The sequence below is a fragment of the Pedobacter cryoconitis genome (genome assembly GCF_014200595.1).
Lineage (GTDB): Bacteria > Bacteroidota > Bacteroidia > Sphingobacteriales > Sphingobacteriaceae > Pedobacter > Pedobacter cryoconitis_C.
The window spans coordinates 245,105-264,682 of the sequence record NZ_JACHCG010000004.1 but is presented as its reverse complement, the minus strand read 5'-3'; the positions used below and the strand labels follow the sequence as shown (position 1 = coordinate 264,682).

Annotated in this window: 15 protein-coding genes; 12 read left to right on the top strand and 3 right to left on the bottom strand. The window is 39.7% G+C overall.

What is annotated here, in order from left to right:
* Positions 1–48 precede the first annotated feature (48 nt).
* A complete protein-coding gene (locus tag HDE70_RS20900; RefSeq protein ID WP_183891742.1) occupies positions 49–666 on the bottom strand; it encodes a polysaccharide deacetylase family protein in 618 nt (205 codons plus the stop codon).
* Positions 667–755: 89 nt separating this feature from the next.
* On the opposite strand from HDE70_RS20900, the gene HDE70_RS20895 reads away from it, so the two are divergent.
* From HDE70_RS20895 to ggt, 6 genes are all read left to right on the top strand, one after another.
* Positions 756–2,129 carry a TolC family protein gene (locus tag HDE70_RS20895; RefSeq protein WP_260161611.1) on the top strand — a complete coding sequence of 458 codons (1,374 nt, stop codon included), beginning with the start codon at positions 756–758 and terminating at the stop codon, positions 2,127–2,129.
* A gap of 25 nt (positions 2,130–2,154) precedes the next feature.
* Positions 2,155–3,516: an efflux RND transporter periplasmic adaptor subunit gene (locus tag HDE70_RS20890; RefSeq protein WP_183891741.1), complete on the top strand. Its 1,362-nt coding sequence runs from the start codon at positions 2,155–2,157 to the stop codon at positions 3,514–3,516.
* A 72-nt stretch (positions 3,517–3,588) separates the two neighbouring features.
* The gene (locus HDE70_RS20885) at positions 3,589–4,590 is read left to right on the top strand and encodes an NAD(P)H-dependent glycerol-3-phosphate dehydrogenase (protein WP_183865903.1); all 1,002 of its coding nucleotides are present in this window, start codon (positions 3,589–3,591) and stop codon (positions 4,588–4,590) included.
* A gap of 105 nt (positions 4,591–4,695) precedes the next feature.
* Positions 4,696–5,013 carry a hypothetical protein gene (locus HDE70_RS20880; RefSeq protein WP_183865902.1) on the top strand — a complete coding sequence of 106 codons (318 nt, stop codon included), beginning with the start codon at positions 4,696–4,698 and terminating at the stop codon, positions 5,011–5,013.
* A gap of 204 nt (positions 5,014–5,217) precedes the next feature.
* Positions 5,218–7,998, top strand: a complete 2,781-nt coding sequence (locus HDE70_RS20875) for a TonB-dependent receptor (protein ID WP_183891740.1) — start codon at positions 5,218–5,220, stop codon at positions 7,996–7,998.
* Positions 7,999–8,107: 109 nt separating this feature from the next.
* Positions 8,108–9,811, top strand: a complete 1,704-nt coding sequence (ggt, locus tag HDE70_RS20870) for a gamma-glutamyltransferase (protein ID WP_183891739.1) — start codon at positions 8,108–8,110, stop codon at positions 9,809–9,811.
* 436 nt (positions 9,812–10,247) lie between these two features.
* Here the strand turns inward: ggt and HDE70_RS20865 are convergent, their stop codons facing one another.
* Together HDE70_RS20865 and HDE70_RS20860 are read right to left on the bottom strand one after the other, a co-directional pair.
* The gene (locus tag HDE70_RS20865) at positions 10,248–12,143 is read right to left on the bottom strand and encodes a DEAD/DEAH box helicase (protein WP_183865899.1); all 1,896 of its coding nucleotides are present in this window, start codon (positions 12,141–12,143) and stop codon (positions 10,248–10,250) included.
* Positions 12,144–12,290: 147 nt separating this feature from the next.
* Positions 12,291–12,749: a DUF4293 domain-containing protein gene (locus HDE70_RS20860; RefSeq protein ID WP_183891738.1), complete on the bottom strand. Its 459-nt coding sequence runs from the start codon at positions 12,747–12,749 to the stop codon at positions 12,291–12,293.
* A 51-nt stretch (positions 12,750–12,800) separates the two neighbouring features.
* Between HDE70_RS20860 and truA the strand changes: the two genes are divergently transcribed.
* From truA to HDE70_RS20830, 6 genes are all read left to right on the top strand, one after another.
* On the top strand, positions 12,801–13,586 hold the full coding sequence (gene truA / locus HDE70_RS20855; RefSeq protein ID WP_260161606.1) for a tRNA pseudouridine(38-40) synthase TruA: 786 nt from the start codon (positions 12,801–12,803) through the stop codon (positions 13,584–13,586).
* Positions 13,587–13,588: 2 nt separating this feature from the next.
* Entirely contained in the window at positions 13,589–15,358 is a 1,770-nt protein-coding gene (locus HDE70_RS20850) for an ABC transporter ATP-binding protein (RefSeq protein ID WP_183865897.1), read from the top strand.
* A gap of 797 nt (positions 15,359–16,155) precedes the next feature.
* A complete protein-coding gene (gene sucD, locus HDE70_RS20845) occupies positions 16,156–17,028 on the top strand; it encodes a succinate--CoA ligase subunit alpha (RefSeq protein ID WP_068403412.1) in 873 nt (290 codons plus the stop codon).
* 126 nt (positions 17,029–17,154) lie between these two features.
* Positions 17,155–17,631: a methionine-R-sulfoxide reductase gene (locus tag HDE70_RS20840; RefSeq protein ID WP_183865896.1), complete on the top strand. Its 477-nt coding sequence runs from the start codon at positions 17,155–17,157 to the stop codon at positions 17,629–17,631.
* Between the two features lie 137 nt (positions 17,632–17,768).
* A complete protein-coding gene (locus HDE70_RS20835) occupies positions 17,769–18,167 on the top strand; it encodes a septal ring lytic transglycosylase RlpA family protein (RefSeq protein ID WP_183865895.1) in 399 nt (132 codons plus the stop codon).
* A 384-nt stretch (positions 18,168–18,551) separates the two neighbouring features.
* A complete protein-coding gene (locus tag HDE70_RS20830; RefSeq protein ID WP_221270555.1) occupies positions 18,552–19,523 on the top strand; it encodes a ribonucleoside-diphosphate reductase small subunit in 972 nt (323 codons plus the stop codon).
* The last annotated feature ends 55 nt before the right edge of the window (positions 19,524–19,578 follow it).

Sequence of the window (19,578 nt, the reverse complement as noted above, 5' to 3'; positions counted from 1 at the left end):
TTACCAGTCTGTTACTTTTGGCCTGAACTTCGTAATGCTTGCAGAAAATTAAAGCGTATGGAACTCATAACCCCGAGCGGTTAAAAATTTTAAGGTGGCCGGTAAGGCAAACTTTAGCCTGTCAAAAGCTTTCAGGCTGTCATGGAATACGATTATAGACCCGTTTCTTGTGTTTTTAATCACATTTTCATAACATTTTTCGGGAGAAAGGTCCACATCAAAGTCTCCGCTCAGCACATCCCACATGATGATATTAAGCTGTGGGTTAATTTTGCGCAATGCTTTGATCTGAGATTTTTTTATTCTCCCGTAAGGTGGACGGAACAAGTCTGTATCCGTGAGCTGCTGACAAGATTTGAAATTTTGAATATAAGTGTTATCCTCAGTTTTCCAGCCTTTTAAGTGGTTAAAAGTATGGTTTCCTATCGCGTGGCCTTCACTTTTAACTTGTTCAAAAATTTCGGCATGTTTGTTTATATTGTCACCGATACAAAAGAAAGTCGCCTTGCAATTGAAACTTTTTAAAGTATTTAAAACAAAGTCTGTAACAACAGGTATGGGTCCGTCGTCAAAGGTTAAATAGACGACTTTGTCAGCCCGGCTTTTGTTCCAGACTAAGGATGGATAATACCATTTTAATAAAAGAGGTGATTTAACCAGATACATCGATCAAATGTAAGAAATTACAGCTGGTTGTAAAGAAATTGATAAAATCGATAAGTTGTTTATTTAAGAAAAATACAAAACCAATGAAAATGTTTACTACTAATACGCTGTCAAAATTAACCTTCGCTGTTACTTTTAGTTTGGTCACGATAGGTATGTCTGCTAACCTGCATGCGCAGGAAACGCTGACCATTCAGGATGCGATTGATCGTATGCTGGAAAATAACCTGAATATTAAGCAGTCGTCATTGAATGTGTCTACGGCAGCAGTAAATCTGGAACAGTCAAAAGCGGCCCTTTATCCTAGCCTGAACGGAACTGTAAATAATACACTGAATTACGGAAGGAGTCTGAACCCTGCAACAAATCAGTTAATCACCCAGAATTTTTATTCCGGAGACGGAAGCCTGAGTGCACAGGTAGATGTATTTGCCGGATTCAGTAAAGTGAACCAGATCCGTCAGAATAAAATTTTACTGGAGGCTGGTAACAGTAATCTTGATAAAATTAAGAATGACCTTGTTTTACAGGTAGTCACTTCCTATTTTCAGGTTGTATTTAATACCGACTTATTAAAAGCTTCTAAAGAACAACTATTAGTTGCACAGGAAACACAAAGACGTGAGCAATCTTTACTGGAGGCAGGAAATAAAACACTGGCAGATATTTCGCAGGCAAAAGCGCAGACTGCTACAGCCGAACTGAATGTGACCAATGCACAAAACCAGTTGACTATTTCTTACCTGACACTTTCTCAATTGATGGAAATGCGTCCCGATTCTCAAAATTATACAGTTGTTAAGCCAACGATCAGAGATATCGCAGAAGCACAGAAAATTTATGACGTCAATGATGTCTATAATACTTCCGTATCATTTTTTCCGGATATCAAATTGGCAGAATTAAACAGACGCGCTGCTGAAAAAGCAGTCGATGTAGCTAAAGGATCTTATTATCCGAAACTTACAGTAGGAGCAGGCCTTGGATCAAGATATTCTTACACCATAGGTACTAAAACAATTGGTCTTCCTTCCGATCCGCATTTAAACGATCAGATCAGCAATAACTTTTATCAGAATGTTGGTTTTTCGCTGTCCATTCCTATCTTCAATGGCTATACCGTGAGATCAAATGTAAAAAGAGCAAAAATCTCTTATGAAACCAGTAAAATCAGTGAGCAGCTGGCTAAGAACAATCTGAATAAAGTGATTGCTCAGGCAGTGGCCGATTTAAGAGCTGCGGACAGCAGATATAAATCAAACGAAAATACTTTCAATGCCCAAAAAGATGCTTTTAACGTAATTGAACAACGTTATGCAGTAGGTTTAGTAAATTCATTAGATTACAATACTTCAAGAACAAACAGAAATAAAGCAGAAGTTGATTTCATTCAGTCGAAATATGACTTGCTGTTTAAATCAAAAGTTATAGATTATTACTTAGGCAAACAGATAACCTTTTAAGCTCAATCCATAAATTAAAATAGAAATGAAACTAAAATACATACTCATCGCCGTAGGAGCACTTATTGTGTTATTGATTGTCGGTAAAGTGACCGGCGTAATAGGCGGTGATCAGGCTGAAAAAGTTACGATAGAAAAAACAAAGACCAGGAACATTATTGAAACTGTTACTGCAAGTGGTAAAATCAAACCAGAAACAGAGGTTAAAGTGAGTTCTGAGGTATCGGGTGAGGTTGTAGAATTACGTGTTAAAGAAGGTGATATTGTTAAAAAAGGCCAGCTTTTGTTTAGAATCAGACCAGACGTTTTGAAATCTGGTTTGGACAGAGCCAGTGCAACTTATAGTGCGCAGAAAGCATCTGTGGGATCAGCAGCGCAGCAGTTGAAACAAGCTGAAGCTAACTTTGTCAATCAGGAGGCAATCTATAAACGTAACGTAGAGCTGTTCAAAAAGAAAGTGATTTCAGTTTCAGAATATGATGCGGCTAAGGCAGCTTACGTAACAGGTAAAACGAATTTGGATGGTGCAAAACAATCCCTGATTGCTGCGAAGTATAATCTTGCACAAACAGGTGCGGGTGTACAGGAAGCCAGTGCCAACCTGGCAAAAGCTACCGTGTTTTCACCAGTTGACGGCGTAATCTCTAAATTATCTGTAGAACTTGGAGACCGGGTTTTAGGAACAGCTCAGTTTGCAGGTACCGAATTGATGCGTATTTCTAACCTGAACACGATGGAAGTAAACGTTGATGTCAATGAAAATGATATTAACCGCGTAAATGTAGGTGACAATGCTGCAATTCAGGTAGATGCATTCGATGATAAAAAATTTAAAGGTGTGGTTACTGAAATAGCCAGTTCTTCTAAAGATATTGCTGTAGCAGCAACAACTGTTGACCAGGTGACTAACTTTGTGGTCAAAGTTCGTATCTCAGCAGATTCTTATACTGGAATTAAAGGCGGGGCAAAAGATCTTCCTTCCCCATTCAGACCAGGTTTATCAGCAACAGTTGATATTGAAAGTTCTTCTGTGAAAAGTTTATCAGTTCCGATTATGGCTGTATTTGTTGAAGGACTTAAAAAGGATGCTGGTAAAGAGGATAAAGGAGACAAAGAAGAAGACCCTGCTGCTGGTAAACAGAAAAGCAAATTAAACGATAAGGCTATTAAACAGTACGTATATACGTATGCTGATGGTAAAGTGAAAAAAGTTGAGGTGACAACAGGTATTCAGGATGACAAATATATCCAGATTAAAAGCGGATTGAAAGAAGGAACTGAAATTGTAAGTGGCCCATATTCAACCGTTCAGAATAAGTTGAAGGACGGCATGAAAGTAGAAAAAGACATTAAAGATCAGTCAGTTTCTAAGTCTGAGAAAAAGTAAGACAGGCTGTTCGCAATAAATTAAGTAATTTGTCCCGGTTTAAAACATTAAGCCGGGATTTTTTATTTATATATGATGATACCAAGAGTCGCAATGATTGGTGGCGGTAGTTGGGCAACTGCGGTCATAAAAATGCTTTCAGATAATCTTACTGAAAAAGAGATCTACTGGTGGCTGCGTGATACTGCATCAATTGCACACCTGAAGCAATACAAACACAATCCAAAATACCTGAGCTCTGTCGAGCTGAGAATACCAGAAGATAATATCTCTAATGATATCTGTGAAATTATTAAACAAGCAGATTATATCGTTCTGAATGTTCCGGCAGCCTTTCTTAAAGAATCCCTGCGTGGGGTTACGCCGGAAATGCTGGCTGGTAAAAAAATAGTTTCAGCAATTAAAGGAATTGTACCTGATGAAAATCAGATTATCGGTGAATTTATGCATGAAAAATTCCACGTTCCTTTGGATGATATTCTGGTGATCAGCGGGCCATGTCATGCTGAAGAGGTCGCGCTGGAAAAACTATCCTACCTGACTATAGCATCCATTAACCTGGAAACTGCCGGTAAATTCTCCAGATTATTAAATACAAGATATATCAAGACCAATATATCAGATGATATTTTCGGAACTGAATATGCTGCTGTATTAAAAAATATTTATGCAGTAGCCAGTGGAATCTGTCATGGAATAGGATATGGCGATAATTTTCAGGCCGTTTTAATTTCTAATGCGATCCGTGAAATCAACCGGTTTGTCGAAGCCGTACATCCAATTAACCGTGACATCAAAGAATCAGCTTACCTTGGAGATTTGCTGGTCACTGCCTATTCCCAATTTAGCCGTAACCGGACTTTTGGAAATATGATAGGGAAAGGATACACCGTTAAATCTGCCCAATTAGAGATGAATATGATTGCTGAAGGATATTACGCGGCAAGCTGTATGCATGTAATCAACAAAAAATATAAAGTGGAAATGCCAATTTGCCGGGCAGTGTACGCTGTCCTTTATGAGCGTCATTCTCCACAAATTGAAATGGCTTTATTAACTGAACAATTAAATTAAAACAATATAATTATCAGATTGTTATAGAAATTATACCTGTACATTTTCGGCCACCTGAAAGGGAAGTTGAATAGCTACAAATGGAAACTTAAAACAATCTATAATATGAACAAGAAATATCTAGCGGGTTTATTAACCCTGGCATTAGCGGGTACAGTCTCTCTTTCTACTCAGGCGCAGGAAAAAAAGAAAACAGTTGGCGAGAAGATCGAAAACACAGCTTCATCAGTTGGTAACAAAACAGCAGAAGTAGCAGTAAAAGGCGTTTCAAAAGTAGGCGATAAAACCTATAAAGGTAAAGTTGCACCAGATGGTTCAGATGTTTATATCAACGGAAAAAACCGTAAATATTACATCAATAAAAAAGGAGCTAAAGTTTATCTTAAAGCTTCCCAAATCAAAGACAAACCAGCTGGCAAATAAGTCAGACCTTAAAATAATTTCAATCCGGATCAGACGATCCGGATTTTTTTTTGCCTCTTTTTTATCAACCATGCGTTAAATAACTTATTATTCTTATTAAAGTATACTAAATGAGTAGTTTTTAATCTGAATAAGAATATATTTGGAAATCACTGATAGTAAGCGCTATTGTTAACTATCAATCCTAAACCTAAACGAACGCATATGAAAATTAAATTTTACTCAATTATTTTGATCCTTACCGCATTTGCACTGACCACGCAAGCACAGACTATACGCGGAACAATAAGCGACACCTCCCAAACTATTATAGGTGCTACAGTCTCGGTAGTGGGGACTGGTCAGAAAGCAGGTACAAATGCTACAGGAAAATATCAGCTTAAACTGGCAAAAGCAGGTACCTATACAGTGGTTGTTTCTTATATCGGTTATCAAACGCAGCAAAAGAAAATTACTATTGCAGACAATGAAACCAAAGACCTGGACTTCCAGTTACTATCGGATCATAATAACCTGGAAAATGTAGTGGTGCTGGGTTCCAGAAGTGCACCACGATCCAATTTAGATACCCCGGTTCCGGTTGATGTAGTAGATATTAAAAAAATCACTCAAAATATTCCGCAGGTTTCACTGAATCAGATCCTGAATTTCGTGGCCCCTTCCTTCACCTCCAATGTAATGAGCCTCACTGACGGGACAGATCACATTGACCCTGCATCCCTGCGTGGACTGGGCCCCGATCAGGTATTGGTTTTAATTAACGGAAAAAGAAGACATACCACTGCACTTGTTAATATTAATGGTAGTTTAGGAAAAGGATCAGTAGGTACAGATTTGAATGCCATTCCTACATCGGCCATTAAAAGAGTAGAAATTCTGCGTGACGGTGCTGCGGCACAATATGGATCTGATGCCATCGCAGGAGTAATCAATATCATCTTAAATGATGACGTTAATAAATTAACAGCCAACGTTTCTGGCGGTGGTTATACCGGTAAACATTCTGACGGTCTGGATGGACAAACTGTACAGGCTAACGTGAACTACGGTGTTAAACTAAGCGATAAAGGCGGCTTCTTAAACCTTGCCGGCTCATTTGATTACAGAGACTTTGCTTCGCGTACCACTCCATACCGCGGGGTTATTTATTCAGATTATAACAATCCCGGTTTATATCCAACACCTACAGGCATTGACATTACTGATGCTGAATTAGCCAGAAGAGGGCAGACCAGATCTGATTTTGTGCCAAACATAGGGCAGTCAAAAAACAGGGGAGGCGCTTTATTTTTTAACTCCGTAATTCCTGTTGCACAGGATGCCGAAATTTATGCCTTTGGAGGTGTAAACTATAGAAATGGTATTTCCAATGCCTTTTACCGTACCCCACGTCAACTTAACCAAAACAATGCAGTCATTTATCCAAATGGGTTTTTACCAGAAATTATAACCAATAGTCTGGATCAATCTTTTGCGGGAGGGATCAGGGGAAAATTAGGGGCATGGAAAACGGATTTCAGTAATACGATTGGTCGTAACGTGATTGACTTTAAAACGGCTAATACAGTAAATGCCTCTATGCTGACTGCTTCACCAACATCATTTGAATCTGGTGGTTATGAATTTGTTCAAAACACAACTAATTTAGACTTTACCCGTTTCTTTGAAAGCCCGTTAAAAGGTATCAACGTAGCTTTTGGATTTGAAAACAGGTACGAAAACTATAAAATTAAGCCAGGAGAAGAAGCTTCCTGGAGAAATTACGGCAATGCACTGCAAGTAGGTGTAGATGGTGCAGGCAAGCCAATCCTTATTCCAGATGCGAACGGTAATATCTCTACCCGTTTTGCACCTAATGGCGCTGCTTATGCTGGTGGAGCACAAGGTTTTCCCGGCATCAGTACGGCAAACCTGACTAATGAGTCCCGTAACTCATTTGCAGCCTATGGAGACGTAGAACTAAACTTCACAGAGAAACTATTACTGGATGCAGCAGCCCGGTTTGAGAATTACTCAGACTTCGGCTCCACATTAAATGGTAAACTGGCGGCGAGATACAAATTCTCTGATAAATTTCTGTTCCGTGCTGCGGCGAGTACAGGATTCAGAGCACCCTCACTTCACCAGAAATACTTTAGCTCTACTTCATCAGTTTATATCGACGGAAACATTGTAGAGTCAGGAACTTTTGCGAATGATAGCCGTATTGCACAATTGCTGGGTATCCCAAAACTAAAACAAGAAACCTCTAAAAGCTTAAGTGCTGGTTTCACTTCTAACCTTGGAAAACTAAAAATCACCGTTGATGGCTATTTTATCAGGATTAATGACCGTGTAATTTATACCGGACAGTTCACTGGTAACAATTCGCCAACCGCCTCCCCACAGGATAAAGAAATTTATGACCTGTTACGCCTGGCGAATGCAACAACGGCCAGATTCTTTGCAAACGCGGTAAATACAGAGACCAAAGGATTAGACGTGGTGTTCTCTTACAACACCCGTTTAGGCGCAGGTAACCTTAGAACAGACTGGGCTACAACCTTCACTAAAACCGCTATAGTTGGCCCTGTTCATGCCTCTCCACTACTGGTAGGAAAAGAAAGCACCTATCTGGATGATGCGAGCCGTATTCTGATTGAGAAAGTTACCCCACGTGTAAAATCTAATATCACTTTTGACTATACGATCAACAAATGGAATGTCTTTTTGCGGAATGTATACTTTGGAAAAGTTTCTCAGCCAACCAATGTAGTGGCTAACAGACAAGAACTTACAGGCAGGGTAATTACAGATATAGGCGCGGGTTACAACCTGACTAAAAACCTTAAACTCACAGTAGGGGCGAATAACCTCTTTGACGTTTACCCTCAGGAATTATTGCTGGGTTCTCAGGGTACTTCAGGTATCTTATATCCTAACCAGGCTCCTCAATTCGGGTTCCTTGGCAGATATGTATTTACAAGGCTCTCCCTTAACTTTTAATTCCAATATAATTCTTTAAATTTAATGCGTTTTCCTGCCGGTGAGCCTGTAGTCAGTTTAAACAGGCTACGTGTTCACCGGCAGGATTTTTTTATAATTTATGCTAACCATGAAATCAAAAACATCATTATCAAACCTGCTGCTGGCCCCTCTTTGCCTGGGACTGATAGTTTCCTTTACAGCAAACGCAAGCGGGCAGGAATTAAACCAATTCAAACACGCTGCGGTAGTTACAGCGCATCCCGAAGCCTCTAAGGTTGGCGTTGCGATCATTAAGCGCGGTGGAAATGCAATTGACGCAGCAATAGCCGTACAATTCGCTTTAGCTGTAGTTTATCCGGATGCCGGAAATATCGGTGGAGGTGGTTTCCTGGTTTACAGAGGAAAAGGCGGAGATTCAGATGCACTTGATTATAGAGAAAAAGCTCCTGAAAAAGCTTCCAGAGATATGTATCTCGATGCTCAGGGTAACGCAATTACAGATAAAAGCTTATACGGTGCATTAGCTACAGGAATTCCAGGAACTGTTGACGGGATGGTCAAAGCATACAATAAATATGGTAAACTAAGCTGGAAGAAAGATATTCAGCCTGCAATTGACCTGGCACAGAATGGATTCCAGATTACTGCTCAGCAAGCCTCAGAATTAAACGGCCTTAAAGAAGGATTCTTAAAATACAACAAAAAACCAGTAGCCTTTGTTAAAGACGGTTTATGGAAAGCCGGTGACTTATTAAGACAACCACAGCTGGCAAAAACCTTAAAACTGATCAGAGATAACGGTAGAAAAGGCTTTTACGAAGGACCAGTTGCAGCGGCAATTGTGGCCTCTATGCAAAACACCAAAGGTATAATCACTACAAAAGACCTCAAAGATTACCAGTCCGTATGGAGAAAAACCGTAACAGGTAAATACAAAAACTATACAGTGATCTCTATGCCTCCACCATCCAGCGGTGGTATTTCATTAATTACGATGTTAAAACAAGTAAGTGATTATCCCTTAAATAAATGGGGCTTTCAAAGAGATTCTACCGTTCAGCTAATGGTCGAAGTAGAACGCAGAGCCTATGCAGACCGCGCAACTTATTTAGGTGACCCTGACTTCTTTAAAGTCCCACAAACAGCCCTTTTAAGTACCACTTATATCAATTCCAGAACTAAAGGAATTGACTTTAACAAAGCTACCCCAAGCTCCGAGGTTAAACCCGGTACATTACCCGTAAAAGAAAGCGAAGAAACCACCCATTACTCCATCGTAGACAGCGAAGGGAACGCAGTATCTGCAACAACAACCCTAAACGGATCTTACGGCTCATTAGTTGTCGTAGACGGTGGTGGTTTTATCCTGAACAATGAAATGGATGATTTCTCTGTAAAACCAGGCACTCCAAACATGTATGGCTTAGTTGGCGGAGAAGCGAACTCAATTGTTCCCGGTAAAAGAATGCTAAGCTCAATGACCCCTACAATCGTTGAAGAAGACGGGAAACTAAAAATGGTAGTGGGTACACCCGGCGGATCAACCATTATCACTTCAGTTTTCCAGACGATCCTGAATGTACTTGAATTCGGCAAAACCATGCAACAAGCAGTTGCAGCCCCAAGATTCCATCACCAATGGCTACCTGATGAAGTTTTCGTAGAGCAAGGCGCTATCGATGACGCCACAAGAATTAAATTAGAATACAAAGGCTATAAAATAACAGAACGTAAGCCTATGGGCCGCGTAGATGCCATCCTGATTAAATCAGACGGAACCCTGGAAACAGGAGCAGACCCAAGAGGCACCGATAAAGGCCTCGGCTACTAGTCGTCAACCTGAATTAATAAATAACCCCGCTATTCGCAAGAATAGTGGGGTTCCTCATTTAAAAGCAATCCTGCATAACTATCCTCTTTCACCTCCAAACCCTTCACCTAAACAACAAATAAAGAGTTTCGCCGGTATAATCCAATTCCGAAGCTGCAAGAAGTAACAGGAGAGTCCTAATCACCCTTATCCCAACTCAAACAATTAATTAACCATGCCCATATTACCGTATCTTTTTTTCTAAGCAACTAGGTTTATCGGTGAGAAATAAAAAAAAGTCTATGCTAACATGCCGGCACTGCGTTATCTTGCCCCTTCAGGCAAGTAGCGCCGCCGGCATGTAGCAAAGCTTTTTTTATTTCCCTCCTGACAAAACCCCGTTCAAAAGAAAACAGCCCGATAAATCGGGCTGCTTAATTTTATATTTGGGTTGAGATTAAGATCTGCGTCTTCTTTCGCCCGTTCCGCTTCCACCTTCGCGTGGTTTACCAGAGAAATCTCTGAAACCTCCAGCGCTGCTTCCACCTTCACGTCTTCCGCTTCCACCAGAATTACCGCCACCGTAGCTTTTTCTTTCGCCACCGCCATAACTCTTTCTTTCACCACCACCATAGCTTTTTCTTTCTCCGCCGCCAGAACTTCTTCTGTCGCCACCGCCGCTATAGCTTCTTCTTTCTCCGCCACCAGATCTTCTTTCGCCACCTTCAGGAGCGTCGCCAGATTTTTCAATTCTAACACTTCTGTTATTGAATTGGATGTCTTTGAAATTTGCGAACAATGAATCAACAATAGCATTTTCAACTTCAAAGAATGAATACACACCTTTAAGGTCAATTTTACCAATGTTTTTTCCACTGATTTTACCATTGTTACAAACAAAAGATAATAAGTCACCTCTTGTGAATTCATCTACCGAACCTACGTTGATAAACAAACGGGTAAAATCACTGTTTCTAGCACCTCTTGCACCGCGCTCAGAACGTTCACCACGCTCATCGTTAGCAGCTGCATTTAAATCCGGTGCATTTTTGTAATACTCTAAAAAGCGGTTAAACTCTAAAGATGCAAAACGTTTGATCACTTCTTCTTTGCTTAATTCAGCAAATTCATCCATGATTCTTGGGATGTACTGCTCAATTTGTGCTTCATTTACTTCAACATTGTGAACTTTGTGAACCAATGAGAAAAGTTGTTTTTCGCAAACATCAAATCCTGTAGGTAATTCAGCTTTAGTAAATGCTTTACCGATGATTCTTTCAATCTGACGGATTTTTCCAGTTTCCTTAGAATTGATGATACAGATAGAAATACCAGATTTACCAGCTCTTCCTGTACGACCACTTCTGTGGGTATAACTTTCAATTTCATCAGGTAATGAATAGTTAACAACGTGAGTTACGTTATTTACATCGATACCACGTGCTGCAACATCAGTAGCAATTAATAACTGCATGTTACGGTCACGGAAGCGCTGCATAACTTTATCACGTTGTTGTTGTGATAAGTCACCATGCAAAGCATCAGCATTGTAACCGTCCTTGATCAGGTTCTCAGCAACATCCTGCGTATCCATTTTGGTTTTACAGAAAACTACTGCGAAAATTTCAGGGTTGAAATCTACAATACGTTTTAAGGCAGCATATTTATCTCTGGCACGTACTACATAGTACTCATGCTCAATATTTACGTTACCAGTGTTTTTGGTTCCCATAGTCAACTCAGTAGGGTTGTCCATGTAGTTTTTAGCTATTCTTCTAACCTCAGGAGGCATAGTAGCTGAAAACAACCAGGTTTTTTTGTCGTCAGGTGTAGTAGACAAGATATCATTAATGTCTTCCTGGAAGCCCATGTTCAGCATTTCGTCAGCCTCATCAAGAACTACATATTTCACACTACTGAAATCTATAGCCTTACGACCGATAATGTCTAACATACGACCCGGTGTAGCTACAACTACTTGTACACCGTTTCTGATTTCACGCAATTGCTGCACAATGTTCGCGCCACCGTAAACGGCAACAACACTAGCACCAGGCGTATTTTTTGAGTAATTTTTGATGTCGCTGGCAATTTGCAAGCAAAGCTCCCGGGTAGGGCATAGAATTAAAGCCTGAGGCTTATTCATCTTGAAGTCAATCAGTTCAATTAGCGGCAAACCAAATGCTGCTGTTTTTCCTGTTCCTGTTTGGGCCAAACCAACAAAATCATTATTGCCCTCTAACAGCACAGGAATAGCTTGCTCCTGAATAGGTGTTGGATTTTCGAAACCTAAATCCTTTACGGCATTAACAACGTCATCACTTATCCCCAATAATTTAAATGGGTTTATCATTTTAACTTTATTTATTAAGCCGCAAAGGTAAGCTTAATTTTCGGTATTTGTTTGGTACATAACCAAATAATAATTATAAGTCTAACATTTTGATTGTTAATGGTTAGGTTATTTGACCTTTAAGTAAAAAAATAACCTATCAAAAGACTATCTTAATCTATCCGCAGAGCGTATTAATTGATCATCCTTATTAATCCCTCTGATAGCAAGGGCACAAAAAATCAGGGAAAGAACAGGTAAATAAGCGCCTGCACTTAAAGTAAATCCTTCTGAAATCCTTGGAATATGCAGCGCATAATTGGTTGCCCATGCGGCTAAAGCCAGAATTAAAACTATAGTCAGCAGGATAATCCGTTTCTGTAGCGTTCTGTTTTTGAAAGTGAAGATGTTTGCCAGGCAAAGCAGGCCTATAGCAATTGTTGCACCGAAAAGCGCAGTGAAGGATTCAGTTTTCTGGCTGATATTATTTACTTTTTCATAAATACCACCAATCTGGAAAGTTAAATCTCCCGGAGCACCATGTATGATTAAAACAGGAAGAATTACTAACAAAAACAACGTAAGCGCTGCTAAAAATAACCAGATGGATTGAACCCTTTGTATCATATCAATTTAATAATTTCCAACAAATATATTAAAAGACATTAAACGTCTGTCTTGTTAAGCGGAAAAAAGTATTTTTGCATTACATTGAATATACAACGTTTTTTTATAGAATTAGCCTACGATGGAACAGCTTACCATGGATGGCAGACGCAGCCAAACGCGATCACTGTTCAGCAGGAACTGGACAGGGCATTAACCGTTTTCTTCAGGCAACCTGTTGAAACACTGGGCTGTGGCAGAACAGATGCCGGAGTTCACGCCAGTAAATTCTTTGCACACGCAGATTTGCAAAATGTAACAGAAGAAGCAGCTGCGAATGCCGTGGGAAGCGTAAATTCCCTTTTACCTTATCCCATTGCTATCAAAAGAATTTTTAAAGTATCAGAAACTGCACACGCACGTTTTGATGCCACAGCGAGATCTTACGAGTATCATTTTCATTTCCATAAAGACCCCTTTAAATTAAACCGTTCCTGGTTGTATAAAGGTAAACTGGATATTGAAGCCATGAATATTGCCGCTGCCCAGCTCCTGAACTATACAGATTTTACCAGCTTTAGCAAATCCAATACCTCTACGGCTACAAATAATTGTAAAATTACCGAGGCTTACTTCCGTGAAACCGATGGTGGTCTTATATTTACGATCTCAGCTGATCGTTTCCTGAGAAATATGGTGCGTGCCATTGTAGGTACGTTAATCCTGATCGGAAAAAAAGAAATCAGTCTGGCACAGCTGGAAGAAATTATAGGAAGTAAAAACCGGAGTAATGCCGGGCAGTCAGTACCTGCCTGTGGCCTTTACCTGGTCAATGTCATTTATCCTTTTGTAAACTAATTATGTCGAAAATCACAGGTGATGCGTTAAACGTTGGCTTATTGAGAAGAGTTTTTCAGTACGTCAAACCCTACCGCAGCATATTTATCTGGTCAGTTATTTTAACGATACTACTTGCACTGATTGCACCAGTAAGACCTTTCCTGATCAAATACACCCTGGATAACTATATCCTGAAAGGGGAGCACAACGGCCTGGTGATGATGACCATGCTCATGCTCTTTTTGCTGGTTGTACAAAGTATTATTCAATACAGCCACACGCTATTGACCAATACCCTGGGGCAGTCGGCTATCCGTGACCTGAGAATCAATGTATTTAATCATATCACTAAACTCAGGCTGCAATACTTTGATAAAACGCCGATCGGACAATTGATAACCCGTACAGTCTCAGATCTGGAAACTATCTCTGATATCTTTTCAGAAGGTCTGATTGTAATCATCGGTGATATCCTTCAGGTCATTGCCATTATTGCGGTCATGTTTTATGCAGACTGGGAATTAACGGTGATTGTGCTTTTACCGATGCCCCTGCTGATCATGGCGACTTCAATTTTCCAGAAATCTATTAAATCAGCCTTCCAGGAAATCAGAACCGAAGTATCCAATTTAAATACCTACCTGCAAGAACATATCACTGGTATTTCTATCATTCAATACTTTGCCAGAGAAGACCAGGAGTTTCGTAAATTCAAGAAAATCAATGCACGTTACCGCGATGCAAATATTCGTTCCAACTGGTATTACTCCATCTTCTTTCCAGTTGTAGAAATTATCTCTGCCATGTCACTAGGTCTTTTGGTGTGGTATGGTGCAAAAAGCATTCTGGCCAAACCCCTTGATGTTACACCCGGTACAATTGCCGAGTTTATCCTGTACATCAGTATGCTGTTCAGACCAATCCGTGAACTTGCTGATAAATTCAATACCCTGCAAATGGGAATGGTAGGGGCAGAGCGTGTATTTAAAGTGTTAGATACTAAAGAACTGACTACAAACAATGGTACTTACAAGCCGGAAAAGATGGCCGGTAATATTAAGTTCGATAAAGTCTGGTTTGCCTATAACGATGAAAATTACGTCTTAAAAAATATCTCTTTCGAAGTAAAGGCAGGGCAGACTGTGGCAATGGTTGGTGCAACGGGGGCAGGTAAATCGTCCACTATCAATATCCTGAACCGTTTCTACGAAATCCAGAAAGGAGAAATCAAAGTTGATGGTGTAAGTATCAATGACTATGAGCTAAACTATCTAAGGAATAATATTGCTACTGTACTACAGGACGTTTTCTTATTTTCTGATACAATTTTTAATAATATCACGCTAAATAACCCTGCCATAACTATGGAGGAAGTGGTTGATGCGGCTCAAAAAGTAGGTGCACACGATTTCATTGAGAGACTTCCCGGAGGTTATCAGTATAACGTAATGGAACGCGGAGCCACACTTTCTGCCGGACAAGCACAGCTAATTTCTTTTATCAGGGCATTAGTCTATAATCCTTCTATTCTTGTGCTTGATGAAGCGACTTCGTCTGTAGATACAGAAACTGAAATGCTGATTCAGACTGCAATTGATAAGCTGATGAAGGGCCGTACTTCCATTGTGATTGCACACCGTTTGTCAACTATACAGAAAGCTGATCAGATTATCGTACTGGATAAAGGAGAGATTAAAGAAATCGGTAACCACCAGGAGTTACTGAAACTTGACGGTTATTACAAAAAGCTGTACGATTTGCAGTTTCACTCCGTTGGTATCGCTAAATAAGGTTTTCCAACGGATCTTAAAAAAAGGGAAAGGCATATTGCTTGCTGCCGCTATGAATTATAGCGAAGGCAAGGAATATGCCTTTCCCTCTTTTTTAAGATAGTGATTGTCTAACCCTTACGGCGCTCCATTCTTTGTTGGTGTTCATGTTTGGTGGCCATGTTATTATTTAATAAAGAGGCCGGATTTTGTTTGATAAATATCAATATAGCCCTGATTTTCAGGTTTATAATAAATTTATGCACTAGCCTGACAGACAATTAGTTTGATTGTAAAACAATTACTTTTTAACAAGGTAACTGGTAGAGTCTGGTTGCAGTTTGATGCGCACTTCAAACGGGGTTGATACGGGGTTGAAACGCTTCGACCCGTATCAACTACGCTTGAAGTACGCATCAAACTGCTGAAGAATATAGCCAGTAACGTCCTTAAAACCAGCGTTAAAAGAATGCAGACCAGTACCTGAATAGTCCAGAAATACGCCTGAACTGCTGTAAACAGGCAAAAGACAAAGTATTTTATGATTACAGGACTATAAAAGATGTTTTTTGTTAAATTATTTTTGCAACAACAATCCAACTCCCCCCTACAGTTAAGTGAGAAAAACAATAAAAAACCGACAACGTGTTTCCCGGCCTCGGATCCCCTCTTCGGGGAACGTAAGGCGGAAAATACGTTGTCGGTTTTTATTGTTTCCCCTCTCACGCACTCTCCCACACATTTCTTTTCATTATAATTCCAAATGCATTTGCCATTCCATTCAATAATCTTAGATTTGCATAAAAAAATATAGATACATGAGTGTTTTAGTAAATAAAGATTCAAAAGTAATTGTACAAGGTTTTACCGGAAATGAAGGTACTTACCATGCTTCACAAATGATAGAATACGGAACTGACGTAGTTGGCGGGGTTACACCTGGTAAAGGCGGACAAACTCATTTAGACAGACCGGTTTTTAACACGGTTAAAGATGCGGTTGATCAAGCTGGAGCTAATGTATCTATTATCTTTGTTCCACCTGCTTTTGCCGCAGATGCCATTATGGAAGCTGCTGAAGCTGGAATAAAAGTTATTGTATGTATTACTGAAGGTATCCCTACAAAGGATATGATTCAGGTTAAAGAATATATTACTGGAAGAGATTGCCGTTTAATCGGTCCTAACTGCCCGGGTGTTATTACTGCTGATGAAGCTAAAGTTGGTATCATGCCAGGTTTTATCTTCAAAAAAGGTACAGTAGGTGTTGTTTCTAAATCAGGAACATTAACTTATGAAGCAGTTGACCAGGTAGTGAAAGCAGGTTTAGGTATCACTACAGCAATCGGTATTGGTGGAGATCCAATTATCGGTACAACTACTAAAGAAGCTGTTGAATTGTTAATGAATGATCCTGAAACTGAAGGTATCATCATGATCGGTGAAATTGGTGGTGGTATGGAAGCTGAAGCTGCGCTTTGGATCAAAGAACATGGTACAAAACCAGTAGTAGGATTTATCGCCGGCCAGACTGCTCCTGCGGGACGTAAAATGGGCCATGCTGGTGCTATCGTTGGTGGTGTTGATGATACTGCTGCTGCTAAAATGAAAATTATGGCAGAATGCGGAATCCGTGTAGTAGAAAGTCCTGCTGAAATCGGTGAAGCTATGGCAGAATTATTGAAAAAATAATCCTTCTTAAATTCATATAAAAGAGGTTCGTGTCAAAACGAGCCTCTTTTTTTTTATCACGTATTTGTCAGCTTGCATTATTTGTGTGCTAAAAACTGAAGGGGGCCGTTAAACGTATATAGAAATATGAAAACGATCATTAGTAAATCGATATTAATAGCCGGGCTTGTTTGCATTTGCAGCTTGATGGCCTGTGCGCAGAAACAACAAAAAGAATCACCTTCAAAAACCACCGGAAAAATGGAATGGAATAAATTAACCGCAGAAGAAGAAGATGTAATTGTGCACAAAGGCACAGAATATCCAGGAACTGGAACATTATTGAAAAACACAGCTAAAGGTACTTATACCTGCAAACGGTGCAATGCAGCCCTTTACCGTTCGGAATCAAAATTTGAATCCTCATGCGGCTGGCCGAGCTTTGATGACGAGATTAAAGGCGCAGTAATCAGGATCCCTGACGCAGATGGATCACGTACCGAAATCGTCTGTGCAAACTGTAAAGCACACCTTGGACACGTGTTCCTGGGTGAAGGATTTACAGCAAAAAATACAAGAAACTGTGTGAACTCAATTTCAATGAATTTTGTTCCCGATAAATAGCTTTTAAAGGTATTTAAACCCTGAAAATACCCGTTTTAATTTACGTAAATGCCCGATGATCAGATCATTGGGCATTTTTAGTTTGGTGGTATATACTTTTTTTACTTACCTTTGAAAGTTCACCAACAAAATTAAATATGAGATATTGTTTGCTTTTATTGAGTATATTCTTGTTCTTGCAAGTTGACGCACAGGGAGATACTACAGCACTGGACAGTACAGCTTTAGACGGTTCAACGCTAATAAAAACAGGAATGGCAACCTATTATCATAGGAAGTTTGAAGGCAAAAGAACTACCAGCGGAGCCAAATACCGGCGAAGCAAATTAACAGCCGCTCACCGTTCACTTCCCTTTGGTACGATCGTAACTGTCACCAACGTCGCGACGGGAAAATCAGTAGATGTGGAAATCAATGACAGAGGCCCTTTTACAAAAAGATATATTATTGATGTTTCAGAACAAGCTGCCAAAGACCTCGGTTTTTTTAGAAAAGGACAGTCCAAAGTGAAAATCAGCTACGATAAATCCTCTTAAATCCTGAATATCAGGTAGCAATAGTCAGAATTGCAAATGTTATCAACAGTTTTTTCTGGTTTCTTTGATAACAACAGAAAACAATAACAACTTTACAAAGTAAATTAACTGTAATTTTTGTCCCGCAGTGTGGATAACTACGCCCTCTTGTTAAGAACTATTGCTAACGTTTAAAAGCCTCAAAGTATATATTTGTTTAAACAAAAATTCTGACATTATTATCAATAATTTGTTAGGTAAAGGTTTAGTAGTTAATATTTTATGATTAAATATTAAGCCTGATTTTAGGTAAAACTTTTGATTTATTGAAGCCGGTCTGCTGAAAAGACTATTGAAGAGGACTAATACCTATTGACAATCGTTTATTACCCTTATAATATACCCATGGAAGAAGAAGTATTACTGAAAGAGAACAAAGATCGCTTTGTACTTTTGCCGATTAAATATCCGGCAATCTGGGAAATGTACAAAAAGAGTGAAGCTAGTTTTTGGACGGCCGAAGAGATTGATCTATCTGATGATCAGAAACACTGGGATAATCTTAATGATGGAGAGCGCCATTTCATCTCTCATATCCTGGCATTTTTCTCAGCCAGTGACGGAATTGTGAATGAGAACCTTGCAGTCAACTTTATGAGTGAAGTCCAGTTGCCAGAAGCACGTTGCTTTTATGGTTTCCAGATTATGATGGAAAACATCCACTCTGAAACTTATGCTTTATTGATTGATACTTATATCAAGGATGAAGCAGAAAAAGACAGACTGTTCCACGCTATTGACACTGTACCTTGTGTAAAAAGAAAAGCAGAATGGGCATTGCGCTGGATCGACGGAGGAAACTTCGCGGAACGTCTGGTAGCTTTTGCAGCTGTAGAAGGTATTTTCTTCAGCGGAAGTTTCTGTTCAATTTTCTGGTTGAAGAAACGTGGTTTAATGCCCGGATTGACCTTCAGCAATGAGCTGATCTCAAGAGACGAAGGTATGCACTGTGAATTTGCCTGCCTGCTTTACAAAATGCTGAAAAATAAACTTTCTCAGGAAGCAGTTCATGGTATCATCAAAGATGCCGTTGAAATAGAAAAAGAATTTGTGACAGATGCACTGCCAGTTGCACTGATCGGTATGAATGCCAAACTAATGTCTCAGTATATCGAATTTGTGGCCGACAGATGGTCGAGCGAACTGGGATATGACAAAATATATAACGCTACTAATCCGTTTGACTTCATGGAGATGATCTCCTTGCAGGGAAAAACCAACTTCTTTGAGAAACGTGTTGGGGATTACCAGAAAAGTGGGGTGTTGACGTCTTCAGAAGACAAAGCTTCGGCTTTCTCTCTGGATGATGATTTTTAATAAAAGAATATAAACTGTTGCCTATGTTCGGAATTGCTTTGAACAACGAGAATAA